This is a genomic window from Xanthomonas sp. WHRI 10204 (assembly GCF_040202875.1).
GTDB lineage: Bacteria > Pseudomonadota > Gammaproteobacteria > Xanthomonadales > Xanthomonadaceae > Xanthomonas.
This window is the reverse complement of sequence record NZ_JBEGDW010000004.1, coordinates 26,762-52,820: the sequence shown is the minus strand read 5'-3', so window position 1 is coordinate 52,820 and position 26,059 is coordinate 26,762. Positions and strand designations below refer to the sequence as shown.

The window sequence follows — 26,059 nt, the reverse complement described above, 5'->3', positions numbered from 1 at the left end:
AACCAGCGTAAGCTATCAAATAGCGCCTACAGGCCGAGTTCGGCAACTAACTCCTCAGGTGTACTGACTGAAAACCCAGACCTGAGCTCCTTGAACGGATCGATTAGGTCAGCTATTTGTACGGGAAACGGGCGCTTCAGGACAGTCAAACAATCTCTCCAATCTTTACCGCCTAGCGCAGGTAACGTAGAACGCACCACTGACAACAGATCTTTGGCGTCGTCCGGCTTTGGGGCAGACATGTGATGGGTGTAGACCAACAAGTTGCGCCAAGAGTTAAGCGACTCAAACTCCTTTTCTTTCCCCTTGAGCGCAGTCGAATCAGCGGCAAGGAGCTCAAGCAGAAGCGCCGAGTAGGTCAGTGACTCGTTGCTGCTACGCAGCCTCGGGCCACTCTTGTTTGTGTAGACGAGCATTTTGTTGGAATCGCAAAGTGAGGCCATCATCCATTCAGCTGCTCTGTGCAGACACATCAACGCAAGAACGTAGCGCCCCTGATCCATATGCAGATCGAAACTAAATGTTAGAAACGCAGAGGCTATGCGAAAAGCGCTACCTTCCGAGCGAATCACGCCGCCAGAGTATGCAGCGTTCCCGCCCAGGTGGAGTTTGAGCACCTCCCCCCTCAGTCCGTCTAACCAAGAGCGAACCTCCTTGAACGCTTCACCATGAGTCCCGGTAACAGTAGTTCTGAAAAGCTCAGATGTTCTAAAAATGGATGAGCCGAGCGAAGGGCTGTTTTTCCACCAATTTTTATTGCTCGAGTCATGGGTGTCATGCACAAAGAATCCCGGCTGGCTCCATTCGCTGAGTAGGCCTTGTCCGAAATTTTCAGTGAAAGCCGCCATCATTCTAAAAGACGCCGCTGTCGACGCAGGGATGGATGGCGATCGCTGCTGTGCATCGAGCAAAGCGGCGCTCGCGTTAGCGACTAAAGCGCCGTCGAACCTCCGCAGCCCGATCTGCATTGCAGCTAGCGCATCAGCGATGGCGCGCACCGTAGGATCTACCGCTTCCAACGATCTGAATAGAATCGGCGCTTTGAATGGATCGGCTTCACAGGCCTGCTGGCACCCGGTGACACAAGCCAGCAGGCTGATTAGCGCTACGTATGGCCGTGCGGCCGGCCGTACAACCACTACGCGCTCGACCAAGGGCCATTGTTTGCACGAAATATGCAGCCCGGCCGTTTCCTTATCCTCCACGCCAATCAGCACAGTGCTGCGGTCTGGTGTTGCACTGTCCGCTGTCCATAACACGCGAGATTACTCCACCGGTTGCAGATTCACTGTCTGTTCTTCAAGTTTATTGGCGAAATGCATAAGTGCTTCGTCAAATCGATCGCCAGCCATTTTGGCAATCTCTCTATCAAAATCATCGGGATTTGTCTGACGAATCGCGCGGAGATTGCCAGCTACCGCTTCTCCAAAAAAATCGGCCAAATTTCGCCGGACCTCCCGGACGGTCTCGGTCTTTAGCACCGCTGTGTATCGCAGGGCCGCCTCCAATCCAACTTGATAGATGCGAGCTGCAAAGGCCGCTCGCTGATTTACGGCAATCGAATCACCAAGCTGACCAATCAAAACGTCCCGCACGTCGCGTCTCACCAAAGTGGACAGCTGGATGTCTGTCCACGCGTCACGTGTCCATGCAGCACCAAAATTGATGTTCCCGTTCTTCCATAGGACGCGGCGTGCATAGGGCTGCTCTTCACCTAGATAATTAGCCCCGGGACCTGTCACGAAGGCATCCAATGCAGCAACGGTTGCCTTGGCCGAATCGATGGCATCAACTCGATGAGCGTCCATTTCAAGATGAAGAGCGAGCCAAGTCCTCAGGTATCCCTGCTGGAATGCATGACGTCCGAAAACCGCGTCAGCGTGCGGCATCAATGTGTCGTTCTTGAATGCCGCCCATGCCGCAGGCGCGAACTCGTTGGTCATCTGTTTTTCGTTATAGACATATCGACTCAGATACGCCTGAAGCGCCAGACTTCCTGCATCATCCTTGTCAGCGCGCTGCGAGAGATGGAGCCACGCCCTTTCCAAACGAGACTCAATGTCCTTGTATGGGCGCAAATCCCGCAGCAGATGATCTAGTGCCGGGGTGAGGTACTTGTCAATCTGCTCTTCCACCAAGGGGCGGACACGCAGCGGCGGCGAGTCGTTACGCATCCCGCTGGGGTCGTAATCTGGATCCAAGTTTTCGAGCTGGCCCTCAATGTCCGCCAAGTGCAGCATCGCAGGCGCAATCTTGGGCGAATCGAATAGGTGGCGTTCCAAGACGCTGGCGATGACGGACACTGTCGAAATAGAGAAAGGGCGCTGACGCTGATCCGTACTCTGGTTCTCGCGAGTGTTCCATTCGAGCAAGTGCAAGCGGCTCCAGCCGCCATTGGCTTCCATGCGCTTCCAATGGTTGGCGAGCGATCGAACTGCGGCCGCAGCGTTACTGTTGTCATCGAGCAATAGAAGGAAGTGACCACTCACGCGTTGGGGCTCGGTGTTAACTCGAACAAATATCTCTCGAAGATCCTTTACGATCTCCTCGTCACTCTCCAGTGTTGCGCCTGGCATCCAGACAACACAGACCGGCTGCTCGATGTTTGCCACTATGTGTCTCGTATCGGCCTTTCCATGCAAATGCGTAAGAGCCCGGAGACGATGTTGGCCGTCGAGCACAATCAACTTCGTCCTTCGGGTATTTACTCCAAGAAGCGCGGCGTAGTCGAAGAACTGATAAGCCTGCTCACAATGCATGATATTGCGACCACCCTCGTCGGCCTCTGCCGTAAAAAGGTCAATATGGAATCCGTCGCCATCGAATACGGTGCTGAGGGTGCCTTCGCTCTCTGGCTTTTGATCAACGCACGAGTACTTGCTCTTGAGCTGATCGTTCTCATCCATCACCGCAAGGCAGATCAGCAATGGTGGGAAAAAGATGGGCTTGTTCTGGCCCAGCTTGAGGTAACCATCGGCGATGCGCTGGACTCGGCTATAGTCGATATCGCGCTGAATCAGCTCTGCAAAGTCAAGTGATGCAATATCGAAAACCTCGGCGGCAACCTTGAGGCCTGCCACTTGACCGATCCGCATGGTCGTTGAGAGGTAGTGCAGCGCATGACTGGAGTCCGTCCTAAAGCGACCGAACGAGCCGCGAAGCTTCAAATCAAAGATGTCTACCTTCTTGCGGCCAGGAATCGTTGCCATCCTTGTTTACCTTGGTTAATTACTATCGCTGACATAGTGCCTGATACGCTACCCGTTGACCATATCAATCCCGCATCTTTTCTAGTCTTCTTACTGCCACCGGGCTGGGTCATCTCGCACGGCGTGTACCGCGCCGGGGCGTAGGGGGCTGAGAGGGCAGGGAAAACTACTGCACGAGACCGTCTCCTCGTGCCAGCGACAACCCGTGCCGACGTTGCTTGCCTGATGGCTGGCTATTCTAGCTTGGCCGGCAACGCTGCGCCGGGCTTGTTGAGTGCAGCGGCGTAGCGCGCCTTCAATGCGATAGAGTTTCCGTCATTCAGTCCAAGCATGTGACTGAGTACGTCGCGTGCAAGCGCCTTCTGCTTGGCATTAATCAACCCTCTATCTGCGTCCCAGATCACCCCTTTGTAGGGAGCCTTGGAAATATCTGTAGGAATTACAGCAACTGCCTTGACGGCATTTGCAAGAGAGACATTGTGCTTGGTCATGTACTCGGTGACCAAATCGGCCACGATCAGTAGGCCTATTGGACGGAAAAGGATGTGCCCTCCTTTCTCGTTACGATACTTTGCTACAGGATTTTCCGCGTTGGAGGTGAAGGCATCCTTTACCGGCGGGAAATACTTGGCAAGCGCGGTAAAAAAAGTGAGGGAGTATTTGTAGTAACCCTCTAACACCTCATCGCTTGGGCGGAAGAAGCGCAACGTTCTGTCGCTTTTCTGTTTGGTATGATGAAGCAAAAGTAAGCGAAGAACGTTATAAAGATTGGTGATGGTCGTCAAACACTCGGTGTCACTAGAGGGAACATTGCTCGAGGAAATGACTGCGATCCGGGGGTCCTTGAACCAAGCGTGTTCCTCAACCAGGCGACGAGAGATAATCGCCATCGCATCATCTTCGTCTAGAGCGATGATGTCACGCTTCTTGACAGGTTTGGCGGTCTTGTTGAGCGTTGTGAATAGACGTCGCGTACGTTGTCGTTTGTTTTTCTCATCGTGGCCGATTAGGATCACGGGAAGCTGCTCGCCTTCAAAGTCGGCCTGCTCTCTAATCGCTTCTCGGATACCCGCCAATCGGTGCTGACCATCCACTGCAAATATTTTCTCTTTTCCGGAGAGCGCTAGGAAACCCATTGCGTCCCTTGAGTCCTCATCAAGCGAATTGACAATCTCTGGGTTTGATGTGGAGTGGAAGTTACCAACATCCATCCATTGGGGCTCACCGCCATACGTGGCGAGAACCATCGCACTGAAAAAGCGATCTTTTGTATTCGTTAGATAGTTGGCGATATGCTTGGCACGTGGACCTTCAAGGCTGCGCTGGATCAGTCTGGACAACGCCTTGTCTGTATGAATCTCCTCAGCATAGTTGACGCGATCGGCGATGTCTTTGACCGACATCAAGCAGGTGTAGTAGACCCAATCGCCGAAATTTCCCCTAAGGGACGGCAAAATTAGCTGAGCTTGTCTCGAAGCTTTGCGTTTTGCGACGACTGCCTCCGCGCTGCCTACTGTCGTGAGCGAAGTGTCTGTCACTTTACTCGCGGCCTTGCGTGCCACCTTTCGAGGAGAGCTGGCGGTCTTGGATGATTTGGTAGCTTTAGTGGTCTTGGACACAGTCATAGCGCAGCAGCCTTCCGTGGCATGGAGATAGTGGCATTGATATCTGCAAGATTCGCGGGAGGAATAATCGCATTCAAGAAGGCTGATTCGATCGTCTTCAAGTTAACTCCAGTGTCGAGCTCAACAAAGTTGAAGTAGAGGTCCTCTTTCCATTTTTGCAGCATGTAACGGACTTTGGGTCGCTTCCATGCCGGTGATCTTTGGTCGTAGATGTAATTTCCGTAGCGCTTGCGGAGGGTGTGAGCAGACCTATGCCCTGCGATGCCCATGTACCAGATATAGCCATGAATGGGCAGCTCGTTCTCATCTACCTGGAGAGTGAAGATGTAGATTCCACGTACGTCAGGGACGTTGTTTACGTTGCCCTTTTCAAATTTCACCCGCTTCCATGTCAAACCATAGTTGGTTTTGAACGTCTTCCAACTGTCGAAGTCCATGAAGACAGACTCCACCTCAGCCTTGAAGCGCTTTGTTGCCTCAACCAGGTCAAATTTGTATTTCACTGAGAATTCCTTCATCCATGCTGTCACCAATCTTCGGACCCTTCACGGCGTCCTTCGTTGCACCTCACATTGACCCCAGCCTAGCAGTCAGTGACCTCCGTAGTTCTTGATTCCGAACGACATGACGAGAACTTGAAGCTATCCTGCCCACTTCATCAGAAAGCGCCGCAGCGAATTGGGGTCGATCTCCGAATTGTGATCACCCTTGTAGTGGTGTTTGTAGCACTGCGCAGCGTCCGATCCGATTTCATGTGCGGCCGCGATCATTGCCTGCCTGAGGTTGCGACCCTCGGCGCGGGCTATCGATTCGACTAAATGCGACACAGCGATTTGTTCGTTTATACCTGTGCTGGCGACAAGGGGAGAGAGTACGCCCCCTTCTGTCGCTCTAGTTTCGATCTCGAACCAGTAGCCCACGTAGGTTCCGATCTCGATGCACACGACCAGGACACATCGAGGCTTGCCTGGGCTGCGTTCGGAGCCTGTTCCTCTTGCGCGTTCGAGCATGCGCCAACCCGTACTGGGCCATCGACCGGTGCGCCGCGCTGTCTCGTCCAGGAAGTTCCAACAGCTAAGGCCACCGCACTGGGCTAGCTGCGAAGAGATCACTGGCTGAAAGACGGTATAGCGCTGCAGGTCGCCTGAGCTGCGCAGCACCTCTAAAGCATCGAGTAGATAGCGGAAGCGATTGACAGGATCGCGCACCAGCACCTTGTGATGAGCCGGGGCGGCATTGCAATCCTTGTGTGTGCGCTCGCCGCCGGATGCGGCATCTGGCGGTGGTGGAGCAGGACGAACGTTGCCGTCGCTGTACAGCTGGCTCCGATCTTTGGTGAGCTTCTCCGGTTCCTCACCGTCCAGCCACGAGAAGGTGTCTTCTAGGGTGAATGCATCGCCCTGCGCTGCCGAGGCGTCGACCGCGCTTGTCGTGACTAGCTCATCACCCGCCGGTTTCGCGCGCACTTGGCCCGCATAAGGCCTGTTGCCCTCTGCGGGCATTTGCTCTTTGCCTTTATCCCCGCTGTTCAAGCGCCCCGCCTTGATCGGTGGCGTGTAGCTGGGCCAACTGCTTCCCAGGATCGAGGTCACCAGAAACGACTGCTTGTGCACCACCGGCTTGCGGCCTCCTTCCTTGCGGCCCAGACGCGGCGGCAGCATGAAACCCTTGACTTGCAATCGCAGCGGCTTGCTATCGGCCCGGAACGGGATTTGCGCACTGGCGAACCAGTGCCCATGTACGCTCCCGTGCCGATCAGACAGCATCCCGGTGTAGATCGATTCGGCGCGGGCAGCTGCATAGTCATCGAAGTACAGCAGCGCCGCCAGGCGCGCAAAGTCGTTGTCCACGTTCGTTTGCAAGATGACATGCCACGCCCCTGTGACTGGATCGATTTTGGTCTCCAGCCCAGACTTTAGCTGGCCCTCGTAGACGATCCTGCTTCTGGTCTGCGCCCAAGGACCGCTAGTGAAGGCGTTAGCCAGCTCGCGCTGTATCGCGTAGAACCTTTGAAAGATCAGTGCTCTTGGGATGACGTACTCGATGCCGAGCGCATCGACAAAAACCAGGCAACGTGAGGCGCCAAATTCCGTCTGGATACCGCCGAATTCTCGAGAGAGCAGTTGCTTGTAGGGATAAGTCCATCCCGCAGGCGCCGGGAGTTCTTCCCCGATCCTGACCTCATGGCAAGACAGCTCGGCATCGGCCAGGGTGAGTGTCGCCTGGCGGGTGGGCAGTTCGCCGACAAAGTGCTGGCCCTGGTACACGCGGCCGATGGCCAGATGGGGTAACAGGCCTGCATGCACGGCCACGGAGGTGTAGTGCGCTTGCCCAGCGTCGCTCCGGTCCAGCGGAAGCAGGGCAACAGCGCTCTCGCGCGTGAGTCGATTCAGGTCGCTGTGGCGCTGAAACGGAAGTCGTTGCAGCCGGACGGTGACCGAGGTCGAGCGGGTCGTCAGGTGCGGGAGCGTGAACTTGTCCACCCATTTGACGAGCCGGTAGCCGTCGTCTTTGGGAAACTCCTCAATGATTGGCATGGAGCAGCAGGAGTGAGGCCTTAGTTACCCTAAACATAACTCAGTCGCGAATTAGGTTGGAGACTTGGGGTGATGCTTCCGATGCTAACTTCTCGTGGGGTACGTGGTGCAGCGGCACGTCGGCGCCGCGCTAGCGCATACGCGCAAGACAGCTTTAGCGTGCTGATCGCAAGCAGAGACGGCGGAGTCACCGCGTGTCGCGCCGTCGTTGGCGCCGACCTGGTTAGCTTGTAGCCGTCTTCTTTTCTTGGCAGGTGGTCGATAAATTCCTGTTGATCAGAATCGTTTAACTAAAAACCCGGCCGAAGCCGGGTTCTTTCCACTAGAGGATCATCAGGCAACCTTCCTGACGATCTGACTCACTCGCCCCCGGCTGAGCTCGTAGATCTTGGCGATATCCTTTTGTGCAGCTCCTTGGCTCACTGCAGCCTTGATCTCCAGATCACGAAGCCGCTGATCGGTCTTCTTGTTCCGTGAATGGGCTACGGCATGAATCACGCCAACTTGCTGTTGCAGGCCTTTCACTTTGCGCTCAAGTTCCTTGATGCGGTAGGCCTGGTCGTCTGTCTTGTTTCCCATGCTATTGTTCCTTCTTAAGGGTTATGTCGAGTGCGGCACTGGTGAACTTCTTGGCGGAAGACCAGTACCGGTTTAGACCTTACCCTTTTTTTTCGCCAAAAGCAAAAAGTTTAATGGAAGTTTAGTTTTTCTACAAAAAAGCTCTATAGAACAATTAGATGCTGAGCTTAGATGGTGTCCATTGAACTTAATTAACGGCCTGGGCCGGCCGTGGCGGTTGTCTGACACGTAAGTTCCTAGGGTGGCTAGCCAAAGTGTCAAGCCTAAGGCGGAGGTGCGGGTGCGAGGCCCGCAGTTACTGTGGCAGAGCTCTAGAGCTAGGCCACCAGCGACGCCTGCCTCCGTTTGCTTGCTCCGCAAAAATTCGGTGTTCAAGCGACGCTGCTGAGGCGAAGTCTCTTCCCGCTGTGCTGAAGCCGGGACTGCATACGACGGAAGGGGCAGCTCCTGCAGATATCAGAATGCCGGCTTCGAGCAGCACAACTGGGCGTTAGGCTGCCTGCAATCATTGTCGTTGGTTAGCTGCTACGGGTCGGCGAGGCCCTCGGGCAGTTGAATGGTCTTTGGCTTGGTTGCACTGAACTTTGCCGATTCACACACATTCCGCGCGCACGTCCAAGGGCCGTGCCGGGGCTGTGAGTCCTAGCTGCCCGGCTCGCTTGACGCAGTCCAGGCAGTCTCTTTAATGGCTGGAAAGTCGCGTAATTGGCTGGAATTCACAGCCGCCGCCGACCAGTGCGACGGCGCTGGCGGTGTGATGAGGAGCGCGGTAGGGGCGCTGCCGCCAGCGGGCAAGGTCCAGTCCGCGGCCGCTGATGGAGGTAATTGCGGCAGTCTCCAGGGCTTCGGCTTCGCTGGCTTCCGGCAGCAGGCCGGGCAGGCGCGAGGCGAGCAGGGTCTTGCCGCATCCGGGGCTGCCGACCAGTAGCAGGTGATGGCCACCGGCTGCGGCGATCTCCAGTGCGCGGCGTGCGTGCGGTTGGCCACGCACGTCGGCCATGTCGGGCAGGGCACGTGCACCAACCGCTGCCACCGCCAGTTCGGCAGCAGGCGCCTGCTGGGTGCCATTGAGGGCGGCGCAGACTTCCAGCAACGTGCGTGCGGTGAAAGCCTGGACGTGACCGGCAATGGCGGCTTCGGCGCCATTGGCCAGCGGCACGATGAGCCGTCGCCCGGCCTGCGCGGCGGCCAGTGCGGCCGGCAGCACGCCATCGACGCCACGCAACTCGCCGGTCAGCGCGAGCTCGCCGATGAATTCGTAATCGGCCAGCGCCTGCCGGTCGATCTGCCCGCTGGCAGCCAGGATGCCGAGCGCGATCGGCAGATCGAAGCGGCCGCCGTCCTTGGGCAAATCCGCTGGCGCCAGATTGATGGTGATGCGCCGTGCCGGGAATTCGAACTGTGCGCACAGCAAGGCGGCACGCACGCGTTCGCGTGATTCGCGCACCGCCGCCTCGGGCAGGCCCACGATCTGGGTGGAAGGAAGGCCGCCGGAGAGATGCACTTCCACCCGAACCTCAGGCGCGTGCACCCCTACGCGGGCACGGCTGTGCACCAGCGCCAGACTCATGGTGGAGGGCTCGTCAGGGGGTGTCGGAGGAACCGGGTGCCGCACTGGGCGATGCGCCCGGTGCGCGCGCTTCCAGTGCGGCGACGGCCTGCTCCAGTGCGTCGAGTTTTTCGCGCGTGCGCAGCAGTACCGCGCGTTGCACATCGAATTCTTCGCGGGTGACCAGGTCGAGTTTGCCAAGGCCGGCCTGCAATGCGCCCTTGAAGGTGCTCTGCAATTCTTCGCGCGATTGGCGCAGGCCCGGCGGCACCAGGTCGCTGAGGCGGCGGGCGAGGTCGTCGAGCTGATTGAAATCGATCATGGTGTTCTCCGCAGGTCCGTAGGAAGCCTAGTGCAGGCCGGGACACACGGGACATCGGCAAGGCAGTCGGCAGGCAGTAAGGATAGTCCCATTCGGTTGTGGGCCGCGGTGACGGCGGCTAAGAGCAGCGAACAAAACAACTGTGCTCACCGCCAGGCGGGTGCGCCGGTGCTCGGTGCGGCATGGACCACCCGTACACTCCGGTTCGTCCGCGCCGTCCACACCCACCTGACGACTGCTCGCTACGTTTTGTTAGCCGCTCTAAGCATGGGTGAGTGTTGCAGCCGTCCACGGTATGCTGCGCGCCCGTCATGCCCTGGGATCTGCATCAATGAAAATGATCATGGCCATCGTCAAACCGTTCAAGCTCGACGATGTGCGCGAAGCACTCGCCGGCTGCGGCGTGGCGGGCATCACGGTGACCGAGGTCAAGGGCTTCGGGCGGCAGAAGGGCCACACCGAGCTGTATCGCGGCGCCGAGTACGTGGTCGATTTCCTGCCCAAGGTGAAGATCGAAGTGGCGGTGACCGACGACCAGGCCGAGCGTGTGGTCGAAGCCATCGTGGCCGCCGCCGGTACCGGCAAGATCGGCGACGGCAAAGTCTTTGTGTACGACCTCGGCACCGTGGTGCGTATCCGCACTGGCGAGCTGGATAGCGACGCGCTGTAAGGTCTGCCGCGTGCCGCGCTGCGGTGTGGCGGAGCCTCTGCTGCGTGCTGAAAGATGCTCACGGCATTGACCCGCGTACCAGGAGTTTTTCAACGCTGACAGCGGATGCGCCGATCGATTGATGCGCTGGGCAAGGCCGTGTTGCAGGCACAACGGAATGGCTGCAATGCGCCTGTCACTGACGTAGCGGCGGCGTCCGCCGCATGCTGAAAGTGCTGGCGCTGTCGACGCGCGCATCAGGACTTCCACGACGCCTACACCACACGCGCCGATCGGATGATGCACGCGGCGATGACGCGTTAGGGGCAACCGGAACGGTGGGGATAATTGCCCTGCGCCTGTCACGGTGGACCGCATGCGAACCTGACCGCACGACCGCTACATCTGATGTGCTACGGACTCAGGTCGGTTCGGGCGCCAGCGTGGCGTCTTGGCAGCTCTCGTCATGGCCCGCGCGCGCTGGTGGAGCGTCGAGTACGCCCATGCTTCATCTGGCGATACAGCCCGTCTCGCCGTCGCTTCCGGTGGGCTCGCTGCTACCGCAACCGTGGTCCTGACGAAACCAATCGCCCCGCTTTTCATACCATTTCAATACCGCAGCTCATGGCCGGCGCGCCTAGTTCCTTTCGGTCCGGACGGCGCATTCGCTGATAACAATCGCGGCCAAAACCAGACTCAACCCCCCAAGACCAAGCCACGCTTGTCGCCACGCAGCGACTTGCCTACTCTAGGCCGTAATACCATTCCAATACCGGAGTTCGGACATGAAGCGACGCAACAGGAAGTCGGGCTTGCGCCTGCTCTCGGTCTTGGTGGCAGTGGGACTGGCCGCCCCTGCGCTGGCCGAGCCGGTCACTCAGCCGGCACTGTTTCCGACCCCGGTATCGATCGTGCTGGATGGGCAGACGATCAGCTTGGGCCGGTCGGTGGTGCTGGTCGTCGCGCCGGGCGCGGACCCGGCCTCGGTCGCGTTGGTGCGTCGCCTGCTCGGGTCGGCCGGCGTCAGCAAGATCGCCACCGCATCGCGCCTGCCAACCACGCTCGATCGCCCGCATATCGTCATTGGCACCGGCGAGGCGGCGGTGGTGCGCGATGCACTGACGCGCAGCAAGGCCACGCAGGACACCCATACCGAAGGCTATACGTTGACCAGCGTTGCGCTGGGCGGCGGCAGCCTGATCACGCTGGCTGGCCACGACAGCGATGGCCTGTTCCATGCCGTGCAGACGTTGCGTCAGTTGCTCGAGCGGCCGGCCATCCCGGCGCTGGTCATCCAGGATTACCCGGCCATGCCGATCCGCGGCACGATCGAAGGTTTTTACGGTGCGCCGTGGTCGATGGCCGACCGCAGCAAGCACATCGATTTTCTGGCGCGCACCAAGGCCAACACCTACATCTACAGCCCCAAGGACGACCCGTACGCGCGCGACCGTTGGCGCGATCCGTACCCCAAAGCGACCTTGAAGGCGCTGGGCACGTTGGCGGCCACCGCCAAGCGCAACCATGTCGATTTCGTCTATGCGATTTCGCCCGGGCCAAGTGTGTGTTTTTCCGATCCGGCCGATGCCAAGGCGTTGCTGCGCAAGTTCGATGCGTTCCGCGCGCTGGGCGTGCGCAGCTTCTATGTGGCGTTGGACGATATCGAATACACCAAGTGGAACTGCGAGCGCGACAAGACCACCTTCGGCGAGTCCGGTGCGCAGGCGGCGGGCATCGCGCAGTCGCATCTGCTCAATCTGGTGCAGGCCGATCTGGTCGCCCGCCACGCTGCTGCGTCGGAGCTGATCATGGTGCCCACCGAGTATTTCGACGCCAAGGAAAGCCCGTACAAGGAGGCGCTTCGCAAGCATCTGGACCCAAAGATCGTGGTGCAGTGGACCGGTACCGACGTGGTGCCGCCGGCCATTTCCATCCCCGATGCGCGTGCGGCGACCAAGGCATTCGGGCGCAAGACGTTGCTGTGGGATAACTACCCGGTCAACGATTTCGAAACCTCCGCCGGGCGCTTGCTGATGGCGCCATATGCGCGCCGCGAGGCCGGGCTGTCGGCCGAGTTGTCCGGCATCGTCTCCAACCCGATGAACCAGGAAGTGCCCAGCCGCGTCGCGGTGATGGGGCTGACTGCGTTCGCCTGGAACGACAAAGGCTACGACGCGCAGCGCACCTGGCATGCGGCGGCGCGCGATCTGGCCGGTGGCGATGCGCGCGTGACGGCGGCATTGCTGACCTTCTTCGACACCCAGCATCTGGCACCCACCTTCGGCAGCCAGCCGTGGCAGGAGCAGGCGCCGCGTCTGAAGGCCGTGCTCGACCAGGTGCGCGAGGCGATCGCACTGGGCGATGCCACGGCGCGCAGTCAGGCCATTGCAACGCTGGCGCGCACCGCCGACGACATCGCCGCCGCGCCGCAGATCATTCGCGACGGCGTGGCCGACAAGGGCTTTGCCCAACAATCGCGCCCCTGGCTCGACGCGATGGAAAGCTGGGGCCGCGCGCTGCAGCAGACCGCGGCCGGCCTGGATGCCGCCAATCGCGGCGATACCGCAGCGCCGGCGTTGTTTGCCGATGCCGCTGCAGTGGCCGCCAAGGCCGCGGCCGTCCCCTCGATTCCCGGCGCCACGCGCTTCGGCGGGCCGGTCAAGATTGCCGATGGGGTGCTCGACCGCTTCGTGGCAGACGCACCGACGCTGATCGCCTACAAGGTGCCAGCCGGATCGGCAGCGGTAGAGCACTGACGGCGCTGCGGGCGGTTCAGGGCAGCCAGCAACACGACGGTGCTCACCGCCAGGCGGACGTGGCCGCTGCGCGGTGCGGCATATGCCACTTGGATACTCCGGTTACTCCGCGCTGTCCGCACCCAGCTGACGACTGCTCGCCAGGTTTTGTGAGCCGCTCTTAGGTATTACGTGTCGCGTTTGAGGCGGCGATACAGCCGCTTCCAGCCGCCGCGCAGGCCACGCACCCAGCCCGGCTCGGCGCTGCGTGCGGCCTCGTCGGCGGTGGGTGGGATCCCGGCCAGGCGCTGGCGCATCTTCTGGAAATTGGCCACGTCGCTGCGTTGCAGCTGCCGTGCCACCGTGCCGCGCCGCAGCCAGCGCGGGAACCGCCACGCCGAGGTGAAATCGATCAACACCGGCACCCCGGCACTGACCATCACGTTGGTGCCGTGCAGATCGTTGTGGGTGATGCCGAATGCATGCAGGCGACGCAGCGCCTGCTGCAATTGCTGGAAAACCTCCTGGCCCACCACCGCACTGGCGCTGAGCGTGTCGCCGGGAATGAACTCCATGCCCAGCGCCAGGCCGCCCAACGTACCGAGCAGGGCCGGGGCATGCCGCCAGCCGTGCAGGCGGCGCAGCATGCGTGCTTCATGGCGCACCATCAGCCGGGCGATGGGTGCCAGCAGCGTGCGGCGATAACGGCCGTAGTCCTTGACCACGGCCAGTTGTCCGTCCAGATGGGTGCGGTAGACGTTGGGCTCGAGCAGCCGTGTGCCCTGTTTGAGCAACACGGGAGTGACGACCTGCAGGCTGGACACATCCAGCGGTTGGTAATGCATGACAGTTCTCCGGACCCTGGCGGCGCGGAGGTGTCACGCGTGACGCAGGTCCAAGGGGATCACAAGGGATCGGGACCACGCAATTTTAGAACTTGCGAGTATTGAAATTACATTTGTTTAACAAATGTAATGTTCCGAACATGGAACGCCCTTTCAATTCAGTCGGTTGAAGCCCTCAGGTCCTTCCAAAATCACTGGGCTGCCGGGCGCTGCGGAAGCGCCACGCCGCGGCTGCCGGCACGTGCGACACAGCCGCCGCTTCGCCATCCGCGCGAGACCGGGACGGGAGGTGGCGATCGGTTGGCGGGGTTATCGGTATGGGTTTGGAACACGTCGAAGCCGCACTCCGACGGACCGTCTGTCGACGCGCGTCTCAGCGCTTCTTGACAGGCAATGAGACTCCAGACACTGTGCGCGCTGCGGTCAGGGGGCTGCATCACGCGCGCGTCGCGCACATCCACGCCGATGTGCCACGGCCGGTGCCTTGGGCAGTGCAGTGATGCGGGGACGCTCCCGGAAAGATGACGGCAACTGCGCCACTTCCAGACGCCGTCGGGTCCGCCTACGTGCGCACGGATGCGGGAACGAGGGAGGACCACTCATGGGGAATGCGATGAAAAAGACTGCAACACTGCTGTTGGCCTGCACGGCACTTGGCGTCACGGCACAGGCCTCGGCGCAATCGTTGTCGCGCGGCTGGGATAGCTACCGGCAACAGCAAACGCAACCGCAGGCAGGCACGCAGGGCGCCCCCGCGCCGGCAGCGCCGCCGTCGCGTCTGTCGCAAGCCGTCAACGGCGGCGCGCCCACCGCCGTCGGTGGAAGCGGAAGCGCAAATGTGGCCGACGAGACTGGCGGATTTGCCACCGTCACGACGCAGACGCCTGCGGTGGATGCGCCGCCTGCACCGGCCTATGTGCCGCCAATGCCGCGCGAAGAGGATCAACGTCTGAAGAGCGGCGTTTTTCTGGGCGTGCAGGGCGGTCAGGGCAAAGTGTACGAAGGCATCGACCAAGACATGCTCGGCTTCAACGCAGGCTATCGTTGGAGGGCGGGTTCGGCGACGCTGGTCGGCATTGAGGCGGCAGTTGGGAAGCTGGCCCGTATCAGTGATCACGACGGCGCCTACGTCCCTAGCGTTGAGTTCGGAAGTCTGGGCGCCATGGCACGTTTCAACTTTGGCGACAGTCCACTGTTCGCCGTGGTGCGCCTAGGCTACTGGTCGGCCAACTCCAATGGCGAATCCAATGAACGGGTTTCCGGCGGGTATGCCGGTGCCGGATTAGGCGTAGATATTGGCCGGCATGCGAGTTTGAGCGTGCTCTATACGAACTATCTTTATGCCAACGACTACTACGATTCCGACGAAGACATCACCATCAATCGCGCCGACGTGTTCAACGTCGGCGCCGAAGTCCGCTTCTAGTTGAAGTGGATGCTCGCAGAAGGGCGGATGGCAACATTCGCCCTTCTGCATTCAGATGCGGCATTCCAGTAGCGTTGTCTGGACACGGCTCGCACGCGTACCTCACCTGGCCAGCCTGCGTTGCAGAGGCGTCCATGCAGCTTGCTGTAGTGTCGTGCGCAACGGGGTGATCAGCCGGTGGTGAGAGCAGATGAACGCAGTGGCGCAGTTGTTGACAGACGAACAGGACCCGGTAGCCGCCGGCAAGATCCTGCCCAAGGTGACCGAGTTGCTGACCGCAGACGAGCAGGTCGCCTATCTCGGGATCCAGAAAAAAATGGTGATGAATCTGTCGCCCGATGCGGTGGTGCTGACCAACCGTCGATTCATCGTGGTGCGACCAACCCTGTTCGGCATGACGTTCCAGGATTTCCCGTGGCGCGATGTCCAGGATGTGCACCTGAGCGAGCAAATGCTGGGCGCCACCATCACCTGCCGCACCGTGCAAGGCCGTATCGCGGCAATCGACAGCCTGCCCAAGCGGCAGGCGCGACGCATCTACGCCTACGCCCAGCAGGTGGAAGAGGTGGCCTACGAAAAACGTCAGCAGCTGGAAATCGAAAAACTGCGCGTGGCGGCCGGTGGCGTGGTGGTGCATGCGCCTCCAGCGCACATGCAAGCGTCCCCGGCAGCGCAACCGCCGGCGATGGACGACCCGGTGCAGGTGCTGGGCAAGTTGAAGCAATTGCTGGATGCCGGGCTGGTCACCCAGCAGGAATTCGATGCCAAGAAGGCCGAGGTATTGGCGCGGCTATGAGCTGCGTGCTCTGCGCGCACGCTTGAGCGGATACGCGAGGCCGCCTGTGTAGGCCTAGAAGCGGCTGATAGAAAGTAGCCGGCGTGATGTGGAGACGGGACGGCATACTCGGAATCGGCCTGGACGCACGGCAGAGACCGATTGCGCGCGGCGAACGCGCCGGCCTGTCGGTGAGCGCAGCAGTGTTGTCATCCGCGCTTCGTCGCCCAGCTGCGCTGGCGCAATGCAGTGCGCTCAACCGTCGTTGCAACGGGTGCCTCATCGCAACGAAATTCCCACCAGCGCAACCAGGTGTGGCAGCGCCGTCATCGAAGTAATGGCTGCGGATCGTGTGATCAACCACCACCGCGAGCGCAGTGCGGCGCTCGTGGTGGTCGGACTGCCTTACTCGCCCAGCGCCTTGGCCACGAACGGCGGTGAAACCAGCACGCCGGTATGCAGGTGGGCGGTGTAATACAGCGTGTCGAAGCCCTTGGCCTGCGCATCGGCCTGGCGGAAGGCGAAGTCGGCCTTGGGCTGCTTGCTGGCCATGGTCACGCTCCACCAGCCGGTGGGGTAGCACGGCTGCGGGAACGGCAGGGTCTTGAACGACTGGAAGCCGGCCTTGCCCATTTCGGTGCGCATTTCGTTGATCAGGTCCAGCAGCGCCAGCGGCGATTCGGACTGCTGCACCAGGATGCCGTCGTCCTTCAGCGCCTTGAAGCAGCTGTCGTAGAACGCCTTGTTGAACAGGCCTTCGGCCGGGCCCACCGGGTCGGTGGAGTCGACGATCACGATGTCCACGCTGCCGGCCGGGCAATTGGCCATGTAGGCCACGCCGTCGTCGAACAACAGCTCGGCGCGTGCGTCGTGGTTGGAGTCGCACAATTCGGGAAAATACTTCTCCGACATGCGTGTGACCTGCTCATCGATATCGCACTGGGTAGCGCTTTCCACGCCCGGGTGCTTGAGCACCTCGCGCAGCGTGCCGCAGTCGCCGCCGCCGATGATCACCACGCGCTTGGGCGCGGCGTGGGTGAACAACGCCGGGTGGCTGATCATCTCGTGATAGAAGAAATTGTCGCGGGTGGTGAGCATCACCGCGCCGTCGATGAGCATCAGCTTGCCCCAATCGGTGGTCTGGTAGATCTCGATCTTCTGGAACGGGGACTGCACCTCGTCCAGCTTGCCGCTGATGCGAAAACCAATCGCCGAGCCGGTCGGCTGGAAGTGTTCGATGTACCAGTTGTCGTTGGCGCTCATGCAAAGTCCTAAAAGAAGGGGCTGTCCCTGCTCCCACCGGGAGAAGGTGGCGCAAAGCGCCGGATGAGGGGAGGGCGCAGCCGCGTGCAGCCAAACTGCACGGTGGCCGACCCCGCAGACCACCCCGCTCCAGCAGGAGAGGGGCGTGAAGTCGGCGCGGATTGTAACGGACCGTCTGCATGTCAGGCGTTACAATTCACGCCCTTTTGCCCCTGCCGAGACAACGAAATGAGCGATTGGTCCCTCGACCAAGCCCGCAAGACCTACTCGATCCCGCACTGGGCCGATGGGTATTTCGATGTGAACGCCGCCGGACACATCGTGGTCACGCCTACCGTCGACGGCCCATCGGTGTCGCTGCCCGAAGTGGTGGATGCCGCCCGCGCGGCTGGTGCCAAGCTGCCGCTGCTGGTGCGCTTCCCCGACATCCTGGGCCAGCGCCTGGGCAAGCTGCAGGCGGCCTTTGCGCAGGCGCAAGCGGAGTGGGACTACGCCGGCGGCTACACGGCCGTGTACCCGATCAAGGTCAACCAGCACCGCGGCGTGGCCGGTACCCTGGCCAGCCATCACGGCGACGGCTTCGGACTGGAAGCGGGCAGCAAGCCGGAGCTGATGGCGGTGCTGGCGCTGTCGCGTCCGGGCGGGCTGATCGTCTGCAACGGCTACAAGGATCGCGAATACATCCGCCTGGCGCTGATCGGGCGCAAGCTCGGCCTGCAGACCTTCATCGTCATCGAAAAGCCCTCCGAGCTGAAGCTGGTGCTGGAAGAGGCGCGCGCGCTGGACGTCAAGCCGGGCCTTGGCGTGCGCATGCGGCTGGCGTCGCTGGGCGCGGGCAAGTGGCAGAACAGCGGGGGCGACAAGGCCAAGTTCGGGTTGTCGCCGCGTCAGGTGCTGGACCTGTGGAAGACGCTGCGCGACACCGAGTACGCCGACAGCCTGCAGCTGCTGCACTTCCATATGGGCTCGCAGATTTCCAACGTGCGCGACATCGCCAACGGCATGCGCGAGGCCACGCGGTATTTCGTGGAACTGTCGCGGCTGGGCGCCAAGATCAGCCATGTGGATGTCGGCGGCGGTTTGGGCATCGACTACGAAGGCACGCGTTCGCGCAGCTATTGTTCGATCAATTACGGCCTGCATTCGTATGCCAGCAATATCGTGCAGCCGCTGGCCAGCGCTTGCGAAGAACACGGCCTGACCCCACCGCGCATCGTCACCGAATGCGGCCGCGCAATGACCGCGCACCATGCGGTGCTGATCGCCAATGTGTCCGAAGTGGAGCAGGCCCAGGAAGGCCGCGTGCCGGATGCGCACGACGACGAGCCGGCGGCGATTCGCCACCTGCGCGAGATCCATGACGAGCTCGATGTGCGCCCGGCGGTGGAACTGTTCCAGGAAGCCCAGCATTTCCACGCCGAAGGCTTGAGCGCCTACGCACTGGGCCAGATCGACCTGACCCACCGCGCACGTATCGACGACCTGTTCTACGCCATCGCGCATGGCGTGCGGGCGCGACTGAGTTTCGATGAAAAGAGCCACCGCCCGGTGCTGGATGAGCTCAACGAGCGTCTGGTAGACAAGTACTTCGTCAACTTCAGCGTGTTCGAGTCGATCCCGGACGTGTGGGCGATCGATCAGGTGTTTCCGATCGTGCCGATCGAACGCTTGAACGAGGCGCCGCAGCGGCGCGGCATCATCGCCGACATGACCTGCGACTCCGACGGCATGGTCAAGACCTATGTCGAGAACGAAAGTCTGGACAGCTCGATGCCGCTGCATGCGTTGAATCCGGGCGAGAGCTACCGCATTGGGTTTTTTCTGGTCGGTGCCTATCAGGAAATACTGGGTGATATCCATAACCTATTTGGCGATACCGATGCGGTGGAAGTGGCCGTGGACGGCGATGGCTATCGCATCGTGCAGCAGCGTCGCGGTGATACCACCGATGTGATGCTGGATTACGTGGGGTATCAGCTGGAGACGCTGCGCGCGACCTATGCCGAACGCATCGCTGCAGCGCAACTGCCGCCCGCGCGCGCACAGGAACTGCACGACGCGCTGGAGGCCGGCCTGACCGGCTATACCTATCTGTCCGACGAACCGTTGGGCTGATGCATGGCGCGCGCTGCGGGCCTGTACCGCAGCGCGCCGATCCTGTTTTCAAGCACTCTGCTTCACGCGCTGCCACCGCAGAAGTGCACGCAGCGCGCTCGCCCGCGGCACTGTCCAACGGCGCAATGCTGCGACCGGCATCCGCCGCGTCGCACGTGATCTTCACCGCATAGCCGGCCGCCAGGCAGCTGTCCTGGCTGTTTTGATGGCGACTAGGCGTAAGCCCGTACCAGGCAAGCTCAGCCGCACCATGGGCTGCGCTCTGCGTAGTGCCACATCAGCAAAACGCAGCGACGCTGCATGCCGATGACAAGCAGACGACGCTTGCGTGATCGTGCGACCACCGGCAGCGTTGCTGCAGAAAACACCGTGTTTTATGCAGTGATTTGCACAATATGCAGGCGCATCAACGCTGGCATGCGCACTGGTCTTATGCGTTGCGATCCTTAGATGTGGCGCGAACGCCGCATCCCATCCTTCGTTGCGCTCAAGTGATCTGCACGTCATGCGCCGCCGTTGCAGCTGGCGCGTGTTGCCAAATACCCGCTGTTTTACGCAGTGATTCGCACGAAATGCAGGCGTATCAACGCTGGTGCGCGCACTGGTCTTATGCGCGGTGCTCGCTGCGAGTAACTCGATAAGCGCAGCGTCTGTTCGCTGCCGGGCGCAGAGCGTTTGCGCATTGGGTGCTTTATTCGCGGTGTTTTCTTCCAATGCGGATCGTTGTCGCATCGCATTTGCCTGCCGCTATGCATCCAGAACACTAGTTGAAATCACACTTCGGTTAAAAATTTTTGCACATCACACGCAATTCGTGATTTTTGCACGGTTCTGCCCGCGAACGAATTGTTAGTGTTCGTTTAACTTGTCGGGATACAAGTTGCTCTAATCAGACATCTGCACGTCGAAGTTTCGATTGTGCCTGTCGCCTCGTTGTGCGTGCCCATTGTGCGTTTCCACCGTGTATTGCCGGCATCTGCCGACAGTCGATGGTGCTTTCTATCTTGCGTTTTATTACTTAGGTGCTGATCCGGCGTCACTGTGACCGCAACGCGGCCAGGGTCCGCCGGGCGACCGCGCGCCACACAAAAGGATGCTTGCAATGCACGCCGATGTCGCCCCACTGTTTCCCTTGACCAGAGCGCAACGCGGCCTGTGGGTGGCCAGCAAGTTGCATACCGACAACACCTTGATGCTGTCGGAAGCACTGGAAATGTTTGGTCCGCTGGACCCTGCGCTATTGATCCGCGCCACCCTGCAGCTGGCGCGCGAGTTCGATACGCTGCGGCTGTGCATCGTGGAACACGATGGCGTGCCGCAGCAGGTGATCCTGCCCGAGTACACCGCGCCGGTTCCTTACTTCAACGTCAGCGAAGATCCCGCGCCGCGCAATGCCGCCGAGCACTGGGTGGACGAACAAATCCGTCAACCGGAAGACCTGGAGCATGGGCCGTTGTGGCATTGCGCGGTGTTTCGGCTCGGCGAAGATCATCATATGTGGGTGCAGTGCGTCAGCCATCTGGTGATGGACGGCTATTGCGCATCGATCATGATGCAGCGCATGTCGGTGCTATATAACGCGTACGCCGCAGAGCTGGAGCCGGAACCTGCGCAGTACGGCAGCGCGTTGGCGCTGGTGGAGATGGAGCAGCAGTACCGCGCATCCGACCGCTTCCAGCGCGATCGCGAGTACTGGATGCAGCAGCTGGCCGATCTGCCGCCGCCGGCAACCCTGGCGCGCCCGGGCAATCATCTGTCTACCGGGCTGTTGCGCGGCACCGGGCAGTTTTCGCCGCAGCAGGTGGTGCGTCTGCGCGCGATGGGTAAGCACTACGGCGCCAGCTTGCCGCAGATGCTGATCTCGCTGATCGCCGCCTATTACTACCGCTGCACCGGTGCCGAAGATCTGGTGCTGGCGATGCCGGTGACCGGCCGCATCAATGCGCGCTACCGGCAGACCCCCGGGCTGGTGGCCAATGTGATTTCGCTGCGTCTGAAGATGGACCCGCAGCAGCCGATCCATGCGTTGTTTGCGCAGGTCGCGTCGGTGGTCAGGCATGCCTTGCGGCATCAGCAATATCGCTTCGAGGATGTACGTCGCGACATCGGCATGTTCGGCATCGACCAGAAGTTCGCACGCCTTGCCGTCAATATCGAAGCCTTCGATTACGCCCTGCGGTTTGGCGAGGCGTATGCGATACCGCATAACCTGTGCAACGGCCCGGCCGACGATCTGACCATCTTCTGCTACGAGCGTGGCGACGGCGCGGCCCTGCGCTTCGATCTGGACGCCAATCCGGCGTTGTACGACAGCGACGAGCTGGCCGAACACTGCCGCCGTCTGACCCATCTGGCCGATGCCGTGCTGGCAAACCCGGAATGCGCGCTGGGCGAGGTGGACGTGCTGGGCGATGAAGAGCGCCACCGTTTGCTGCACACCTGGAATCACACCGCCGCGCCGTTGCCGGAAGCTGCCACGTTGTTGCACGGCATGTTGCAGCGTGCCGAGATGATGCCTGCGGCCGTTGTCGTGCAATACGACAACCGCACGCTGGATTACGCCACGCTGTGCGAGCTCGCCTCGCGGATCGCTGCGCAGTGGGTGGCCGATGGGGTGCGCCCCGGCGATGTGGTTGCGGTCGCATTGCCGCGCAGCGAGCATCTGCTGGTGGCCCTGCTGGCCATCATGTGGAGCGGCGCGGCCTATCTGCCGCTGGATCCGGAAAGCCCGGCGGCGCGCAATCGGCAGATGCTCAACGATTCCGGCGCCATTGCGCTGGTCTGCGAGCCGGCATTGTGCGAGCGCTATCTGCTCGGCGGCATGGTGTGGCTGGACCCGCGCCCGGCGCATTTGCCAGCGGCGATCGCCCCGATGGCGACCCCGGATGGGACAGCCTATGTGCTGTACACCTCCGGCTCCACCGGCACGCCCAAGGGCGTGGAGATCAGCCATCGCAACCTGTTCAATTTCCTGCATGCGATGGAACACGAGCTGGCGTTGCGTCCGCGCGACCGCGTGCTGGCGGTCACCACCATCACCTTCGATATCTCCGGGCTGGAGCTGTATCTGCCGTTGCTGGTGGGTGCCCGCGTGGTCATCGCACCGGCCGGCATCAGTCACGACCCACGCGGTCTGTCGCGCCTGATTGCCCACGAGCAGATCAGTCTGGTGCAGGCCACGCCGTCGCTGTGGCGCATCCTGCTTGCCAATCAGGATCTGTCGCTGGATCGCATCCATGCGCTGGTCGGTGGTGAGGCCTTGGTGCCCGAGTTGGCGACGCAATTGCTGAGCCGGGTGGGGCGCCTGACCCAGTTGTACGGACCAACCGAAACCACCATCTGGTCGACCATCATGCCGCTGCAGTTGGCCGATGCCACCGCACCGCCGATCGGCAGGCCGCTGCTCAATACGCGCGTTTACGTGCTGGATGCGCAGCGGCAACCCTTGCCGACCGGTGCGGTCGGTGAGCTCTATATCGGGGGCGCGGGCGTGGCCAAGGGCTATCGCGGCAAGCGCCAACTCACCAGCGAGCGCTTCCTGCGCGACCCGTTCGCCAACGACGGCAGCAGCATGTACCGCACCGGCGACCGCGTGCGTCAGCGCCGTGACGGCCTGCTGGAATTCATCGGTCGCGCAGATGCGCAACTGAAGATCCGCGGTCACCGCGTGGAGCCGGCGGAAATCGAGAATGCGCTGCTGCTGCATGCGCAGGTGGCACAGGTAGCGGTGGTTGCGCACAGCGATGGCGACAACGCCGTACAGCTGCTCGCCTACGTCGTGGGCAAGCATGGCAACACGCCGTCGAGCGAATTGCTGCGCGCCCATTTGCAGCAGCGTTTGCCGGCGGCGATGATTCCGAGCCTGTGGATGCCATTGCCGGTGTTGCCGCTGACAGCCAATGGCAAGCTGGATCGCCGCGCACTGCCTGCACCGGGCGCGTTGCCCAAGCTTGCGCATGTGGCGCCGCGCGACGCACTCGAGCAGCAGCTTGCAGCCCTGTTGCAGGAAGTGCTGGGCATCGAGGTGGTGGGGGTGGACGATAACTTCTTCGAGCTCGGTGGCGACTCGCTGCGTGCGGCAGAAATGGCGGCACGTTTCCCGCAACTGTTCGGCGTCGACCTGCCCTTGGGCGCGCTGTTCCATGCGCCGACGATTGCCGGTCTGTCCGAAGTGATCAAACGCAGCGCGCAGACAACGAACGACCCGCTGAGCGTGCTGTTGCCGCTGCGTGCCGGCAGCGCGGGTGCCACGCCGTTGTTCTGCATCCATCCGGTCATCGGCCTGGGCTGGTCGTATCTCACCTTGCTTGGCCAGCTCGATCCGCAGTGGCCGGTGTACGTGTTGCAGTCGCCGAGATTGAGCGACCCGCAGCATCGTTCGGAAAGCATCGAAGCGATCGCCCGCGACTACCTGGCGCGTCTGCGCAGCGTGCAGCCGCATGGCCCGTACCGCTTGTTGGGCTGGTCGTTGGGCGGCTTGATCGCGCACGCCATCGCCGCCGAGCTGCACGACCTTGGGGAACAGGTCGAACTGCTGGCGATGCTCGACAGCTATCCGCACCTGGAGCAGGCCGCTGCCTTGCCCGAAGCGGAAAACGTGCGCGCATCGGTGCATGCGCTGGGGCTGACACTGGCGCACGACCAAGCGATGCCGACCACGGTGGCGCAGCTGGCCAGCCTGTTGTGCGATCACTACGGACTGAACGATGTACCGGCGGTGCGTCAATTGCTGGAGCAACGCCCCACGCTGCTGGACGACCTGGGCGCAGTGACCCAGCATCACCTGCATCTGGCGCGACGCCACCGTCCCCGCGTATTGAATCAGGATGTGCTGTTTGTCGAAGCAGCCGTGCGGATGAGCTCCGGTGGGGACGATGCGCAGTGGGTGGATTACCGGCCGCAGGCATGGCGCCCCTTTGTGGGCACGCTGCACCTGCACGCCCTGGACAGCGACCACCACTCGATGCTGTCGGCCGCGCACTCGGCAACGCTGTGTGCACTGCTGCACGATGCCAGCGCACAGGTGTCGCATCGCAATACTCGCATCGCCAGTGCCAACGACGGGGTGACCGAATATGCCTGAGTCTCTTGCATCCGCTGCAGCCAACCGCCCGATCGTGATCGCCACCCTGGGCACGCACGGCGATGTGCGCCCGATCATCGCGCTGGGACGCGGTTTGCAGCAGCGCGGTTACACGGTGCGGGTACTGACCAGTAGCAACTTCGAAGCGCTGATTCGTGCCAACGGTCTGGAGTTTTTCCCGCTCAGCGGCGACCACCAGAAATTGCTGCAAGGCAACCCAGATGTCGCAGAAATGCGCGGCGGCTGGCGTGGCATCTGGGGCACCTTGCGCGCGCAGCTGCTGAGCTGGGCGCCCGATTGGGCAGCGCAGGGCAGCGCGGCGTGCGCCGATGCCGGCTTGATCCTGGGCGTCGGCAGCGCAAGTTTTCTGGCCCATAGCCTGGGTCAGGCCTTTGGGCTGCCGGTGTGCTTCGCGCAACTGCAACCGCTCACCGCCTCGCGCCATCTGCCGTTGATGATGATGCCCAATGTGCGTCTGCCCGGGCGGGTGAATGTAGCCCTGCACCACGCGGTGCGGTTTGCCGGCTGGCAATTCATGCGCCCGGCGCTCAACGACATCGTGCGTCCGGCGCTGGGGCTGCCGGCGTATCCGTGGCGCGGTCCGGACCGCACCGCGATACGTGTGATCTACGGCTACAGCGCGCAGCTGTGCCCACGTCCGCCGGACTGGCCGCAACGCGCGCAGATCTGCGGATTCTGGCAACTGCCGCAGCCGCAGTGGCAACCGCCGGCCGCGTTGCAGGCGTTTCTGCAGGCCGGGCCGCCACCGCTGTATATCGGCTTCGGTAGCATGCCCAGCAGCGATGCGATGCAGCTGACCGCCACGGTCAAGGCTGCCGTGCGCCTGACCGGTCAACGCGCATTGCTGGCCAGTGGCTGGGGCGGGCTGGCGGCGACCGACACCGCGGCTGCGGATGACGCCGAGCGCTTCTTCCATCTGGAACAGGCGCCGCACGATTGGTTGTTTCCTCGCGTGACGGCGGCCGTGCATCACGGCGGCGCCGGCACCACCGGCGCGGCGCTGACGGCGGGGATTCCGTCGGTGGTGTTGCCGTTCGGCTACGACCAACCGTTCTGGGCGTATTGCATGGCCGGCCGTGGCGTGGCGCCGCCAGCGCTGGCGCGTGTCGGCTTGCAGCCGGAGACGCTGGCCGAGGCCCTGCGCCAGGCCAGCACGCCGACCATGCGCGCGGCGGCACGCGCGCTGGGCCAGCGCATTCGCGACGAAGACGGCGTGCGCAACGCGGTCGATCAACTGGAAGCCTGGGGGCTGTTGAACGCGGCAGCGCCGGTGACACGGATTGCGCAGGCGGCGATGGCCTGAGGCCGAGAGTGCTGCATCGGCGT

At 61.6% G+C, this 26,059-nt stretch carries 16 protein-coding genes, 2 other RNA genes and 1 pseudogene; 9 read left to right on the top strand and 10 right to left on the bottom strand.

Features of this window, described 5'->3' with window-relative positions; all coding sequences use genetic code 11:
* Positions 1-26 precede the first annotated feature (26 nt).
* From ABQZ00_RS20385 to ubiK, 8 genes and pseudogenes are all read right to left on the bottom strand, one after another.
* Positions 27-1,259: a hypothetical protein gene (locus ABQZ00_RS20385; protein WP_323538896.1), complete on the bottom strand. Its 1,233-nt coding sequence runs from the start codon at positions 1,257-1,259 to the stop codon at positions 27-29.
* A gap of 6 nt (positions 1,260-1,265) precedes the next feature.
* Positions 1,266-3,209: a ParB N-terminal domain-containing protein gene (locus ABQZ00_RS20380; RefSeq protein ID WP_323538895.1), complete on the bottom strand. Its 1,944-nt coding sequence runs from the start codon at positions 3,207-3,209 to the stop codon at positions 1,266-1,268.
* A 233-nt stretch (positions 3,210-3,442) separates the two neighbouring features.
* Entirely contained in the window at positions 3,443-4,834 is a 1,392-nt protein-coding gene (locus tag ABQZ00_RS20375; protein ID WP_323538894.1) for a DGQHR domain-containing protein, read from the bottom strand.
* Positions 4,831-5,337, bottom strand: coding sequence for a hypothetical protein (locus ABQZ00_RS20370; RefSeq protein ID WP_323538893.1), 507 nt, complete (start codon positions 5,335-5,337; stop codon positions 4,831-4,833). The genes ABQZ00_RS20375 and ABQZ00_RS20370 overlap by 4 nt, the downstream gene beginning before the upstream one ends.
* Positions 5,338-5,475: 138 nt before the next feature.
* Positions 5,476-7,371 (bottom strand): hypothetical protein, encoded by a 1,896-nt coding sequence (locus tag ABQZ00_RS20365; protein WP_323538892.1) that lies wholly within the window; start codon positions 7,369-7,371, stop codon positions 5,476-5,478.
* 333 nt (positions 7,372-7,704) lie between these two features.
* Positions 7,705-7,950, bottom strand: coding sequence for a hypothetical protein (locus ABQZ00_RS20360; protein ID WP_323538891.1), 246 nt, complete (start codon positions 7,948-7,950; stop codon positions 7,705-7,707).
* Positions 7,951-8,656: 706 nt separating this feature from the next.
* Positions 8,657-9,520: pseudogene (locus ABQZ00_RS20355) on the bottom strand (YifB family Mg chelatase-like AAA ATPase); the annotation flags it as partial.
* Positions 9,521-9,533: 13 nt separating this feature from the next.
* Positions 9,534-9,821, bottom strand: a complete 288-nt coding sequence (gene ubiK, locus ABQZ00_RS20350; protein WP_055847344.1) for a ubiquinone biosynthesis accessory factor UbiK — start codon at positions 9,819-9,821, stop codon at positions 9,534-9,536.
* Between the two features lie 182 nt (positions 9,822-10,003).
* On the opposite strand from ubiK, the gene ABQZ00_RS20345 reads away from it, so the two are divergent.
* From ABQZ00_RS20345 to ABQZ00_RS20330, 4 genes are all read left to right on the top strand, one after another.
* Positions 10,004-10,079: non-coding RNA, sX9 sRNA (locus ABQZ00_RS20345), on the top strand.
* 37 nt (positions 10,080-10,116) lie between these two features.
* Positions 10,117-10,491, top strand: coding sequence for a P-II family nitrogen regulator (locus ABQZ00_RS20340; protein ID WP_202863455.1), 375 nt, complete (start codon positions 10,117-10,119; stop codon positions 10,489-10,491).
* A gap of 764 nt (positions 10,492-11,255) precedes the next feature.
* Positions 11,256-13,226, top strand: a complete 1,971-nt coding sequence (locus tag ABQZ00_RS20335) for a glycoside hydrolase family 84 protein (RefSeq protein ID WP_323538890.1) — start codon at positions 11,256-11,258, stop codon at positions 13,224-13,226.
* Between the two features lie 80 nt (positions 13,227-13,306).
* Positions 13,307-13,382: non-coding RNA, sX9 sRNA (locus ABQZ00_RS20330), on the top strand.
* Positions 13,383-13,393: 11 nt separating this feature from the next.
* On the opposite strand, the gene ABQZ00_RS20325 is transcribed toward ABQZ00_RS20330, so the two are convergent.
* Positions 13,394-14,050 carry a phosphotransferase gene (locus tag ABQZ00_RS20325; RefSeq protein WP_323526238.1) on the bottom strand — a complete coding sequence of 219 codons (657 nt, stop codon included), beginning with the start codon at positions 14,048-14,050 and terminating at the stop codon, positions 13,394-13,396.
* Between the two features lie 613 nt (positions 14,051-14,663).
* Between ABQZ00_RS20325 and ABQZ00_RS20320 the strand changes: the two genes are divergently transcribed.
* Both ABQZ00_RS20320 and ABQZ00_RS20315 read left to right on the top strand, forming a co-directional pair.
* Positions 14,664-15,476 carry a hypothetical protein gene (locus ABQZ00_RS20320; RefSeq protein WP_323539060.1) on the top strand — a complete coding sequence of 271 codons (813 nt, stop codon included), beginning with the start codon at positions 14,664-14,666 and terminating at the stop codon, positions 15,474-15,476.
* 190 nt (positions 15,477-15,666) lie between these two features.
* Positions 15,667-16,272, top strand: coding sequence for a PH domain-containing protein (locus ABQZ00_RS20315; protein WP_115529362.1), 606 nt, complete (start codon positions 15,667-15,669; stop codon positions 16,270-16,272).
* 384 nt (positions 16,273-16,656) lie between these two features.
* Here the strand turns inward: ABQZ00_RS20315 and speE are convergent, their stop codons facing one another.
* Complete coding sequence (gene speE / locus ABQZ00_RS20310) at positions 16,657-17,514, bottom strand: polyamine aminopropyltransferase (RefSeq protein ID WP_115559232.1); 858 nt, start codon at positions 17,512-17,514, stop codon at positions 16,657-16,659.
* Positions 17,515-17,742: 228 nt separating this feature from the next.
* On the opposite strand from speE, the gene speA reads away from it, so the two are divergent.
* The 3 genes from speA (at position 17,743) to ABQZ00_RS20295 (ending at position 26,036) form a co-directional block, all read left to right on the top strand.
* Entirely contained in the window at positions 17,743-19,629 is a 1,887-nt protein-coding gene (gene speA, locus ABQZ00_RS20305; RefSeq protein WP_055847359.1) for an arginine decarboxylase, read from the top strand.
* A 1,102-nt stretch (positions 19,630-20,731) separates the two neighbouring features.
* Complete coding sequence (locus ABQZ00_RS20300; RefSeq protein WP_323538889.1) at positions 20,732-24,712, top strand: non-ribosomal peptide synthetase; 3,981 nt, start codon at positions 20,732-20,734, stop codon at positions 24,710-24,712.
* Entirely contained in the window at positions 24,705-26,036 is a 1,332-nt protein-coding gene (locus ABQZ00_RS20295) for a glycosyltransferase (protein WP_323538888.1), read from the top strand. Before ABQZ00_RS20300 ends, ABQZ00_RS20295 begins: the two co-directional genes overlap by 8 nt.
* The last annotated feature ends 23 nt before the right edge of the window (positions 26,037-26,059 follow it).

Coding starts and splice junctions, on each gene's coding strand:
- ABQZ00_RS20380 (WP_323538895.1), bottom strand. CDS start 3,209: ATGGCAACGATTCCTGGCCGCAAGAAGGTAGACATCTTTGATTTGAAG.
- ABQZ00_RS20375 (WP_323538894.1), bottom strand. CDS start 4,834: ATGACTGTGTCCAAGACCACTAAAGCTACCAAATCATCCAAGACCGCC.
- ABQZ00_RS20365 (WP_323538892.1), bottom strand. CDS start 7,371: ATGCCAATCATTGAGGAGTTTCCCAAAGACGACGGCTACCGGCTCGTC.
- ABQZ00_RS20360 (WP_323538891.1), bottom strand. CDS start 7,950: ATGGGAAACAAGACAGACGACCAGGCCTACCGCATCAAGGAACTTGAG.
- ubiK (WP_055847344.1), bottom strand. CDS start 9,821: ATGATCGATTTCAATCAGCTCGACGACCTCGCCCGCCGCCTCAGCGAC.
- ABQZ00_RS20340 (WP_202863455.1), top strand. CDS start 10,117: ATGCTGCGCGCCCGTCATGCCCTGGGATCTGCATCAATGAAAATGATC.
- ABQZ00_RS20335 (WP_323538890.1), top strand. CDS start 11,256: ATGAAGCGACGCAACAGGAAGTCGGGCTTGCGCCTGCTCTCGGTCTTG.
- ABQZ00_RS20325 (WP_323526238.1), bottom strand. CDS start 14,050: ATGCATTACCAACCGCTGGATGTGTCCAGCCTGCAGGTCGTCACTCCC.
- ABQZ00_RS20320 (WP_323539060.1), top strand. CDS start 14,664: ATGAAAAAGACTGCAACACTGCTGTTGGCCTGCACGGCACTTGGCGTC.
- ABQZ00_RS20315 (WP_115529362.1), top strand. CDS start 15,667: ATGAACGCAGTGGCGCAGTTGTTGACAGACGAACAGGACCCGGTAGCC.
- speE (WP_115559232.1), bottom strand. CDS start 17,514: ATGAGCGCCAACGACAACTGGTACATCGAACACTTCCAGCCGACCGGC.
- speA (WP_055847359.1), top strand. CDS start 17,743: ATGAGCGATTGGTCCCTCGACCAAGCCCGCAAGACCTACTCGATCCCG.
- ABQZ00_RS20300 (WP_323538889.1), top strand. CDS start 20,732: ATGCACGCCGATGTCGCCCCACTGTTTCCCTTGACCAGAGCGCAACGC.
- ABQZ00_RS20295 (WP_323538888.1), top strand. CDS start 24,705: ATGCCTGAGTCTCTTGCATCCGCTGCAGCCAACCGCCCGATCGTGATC.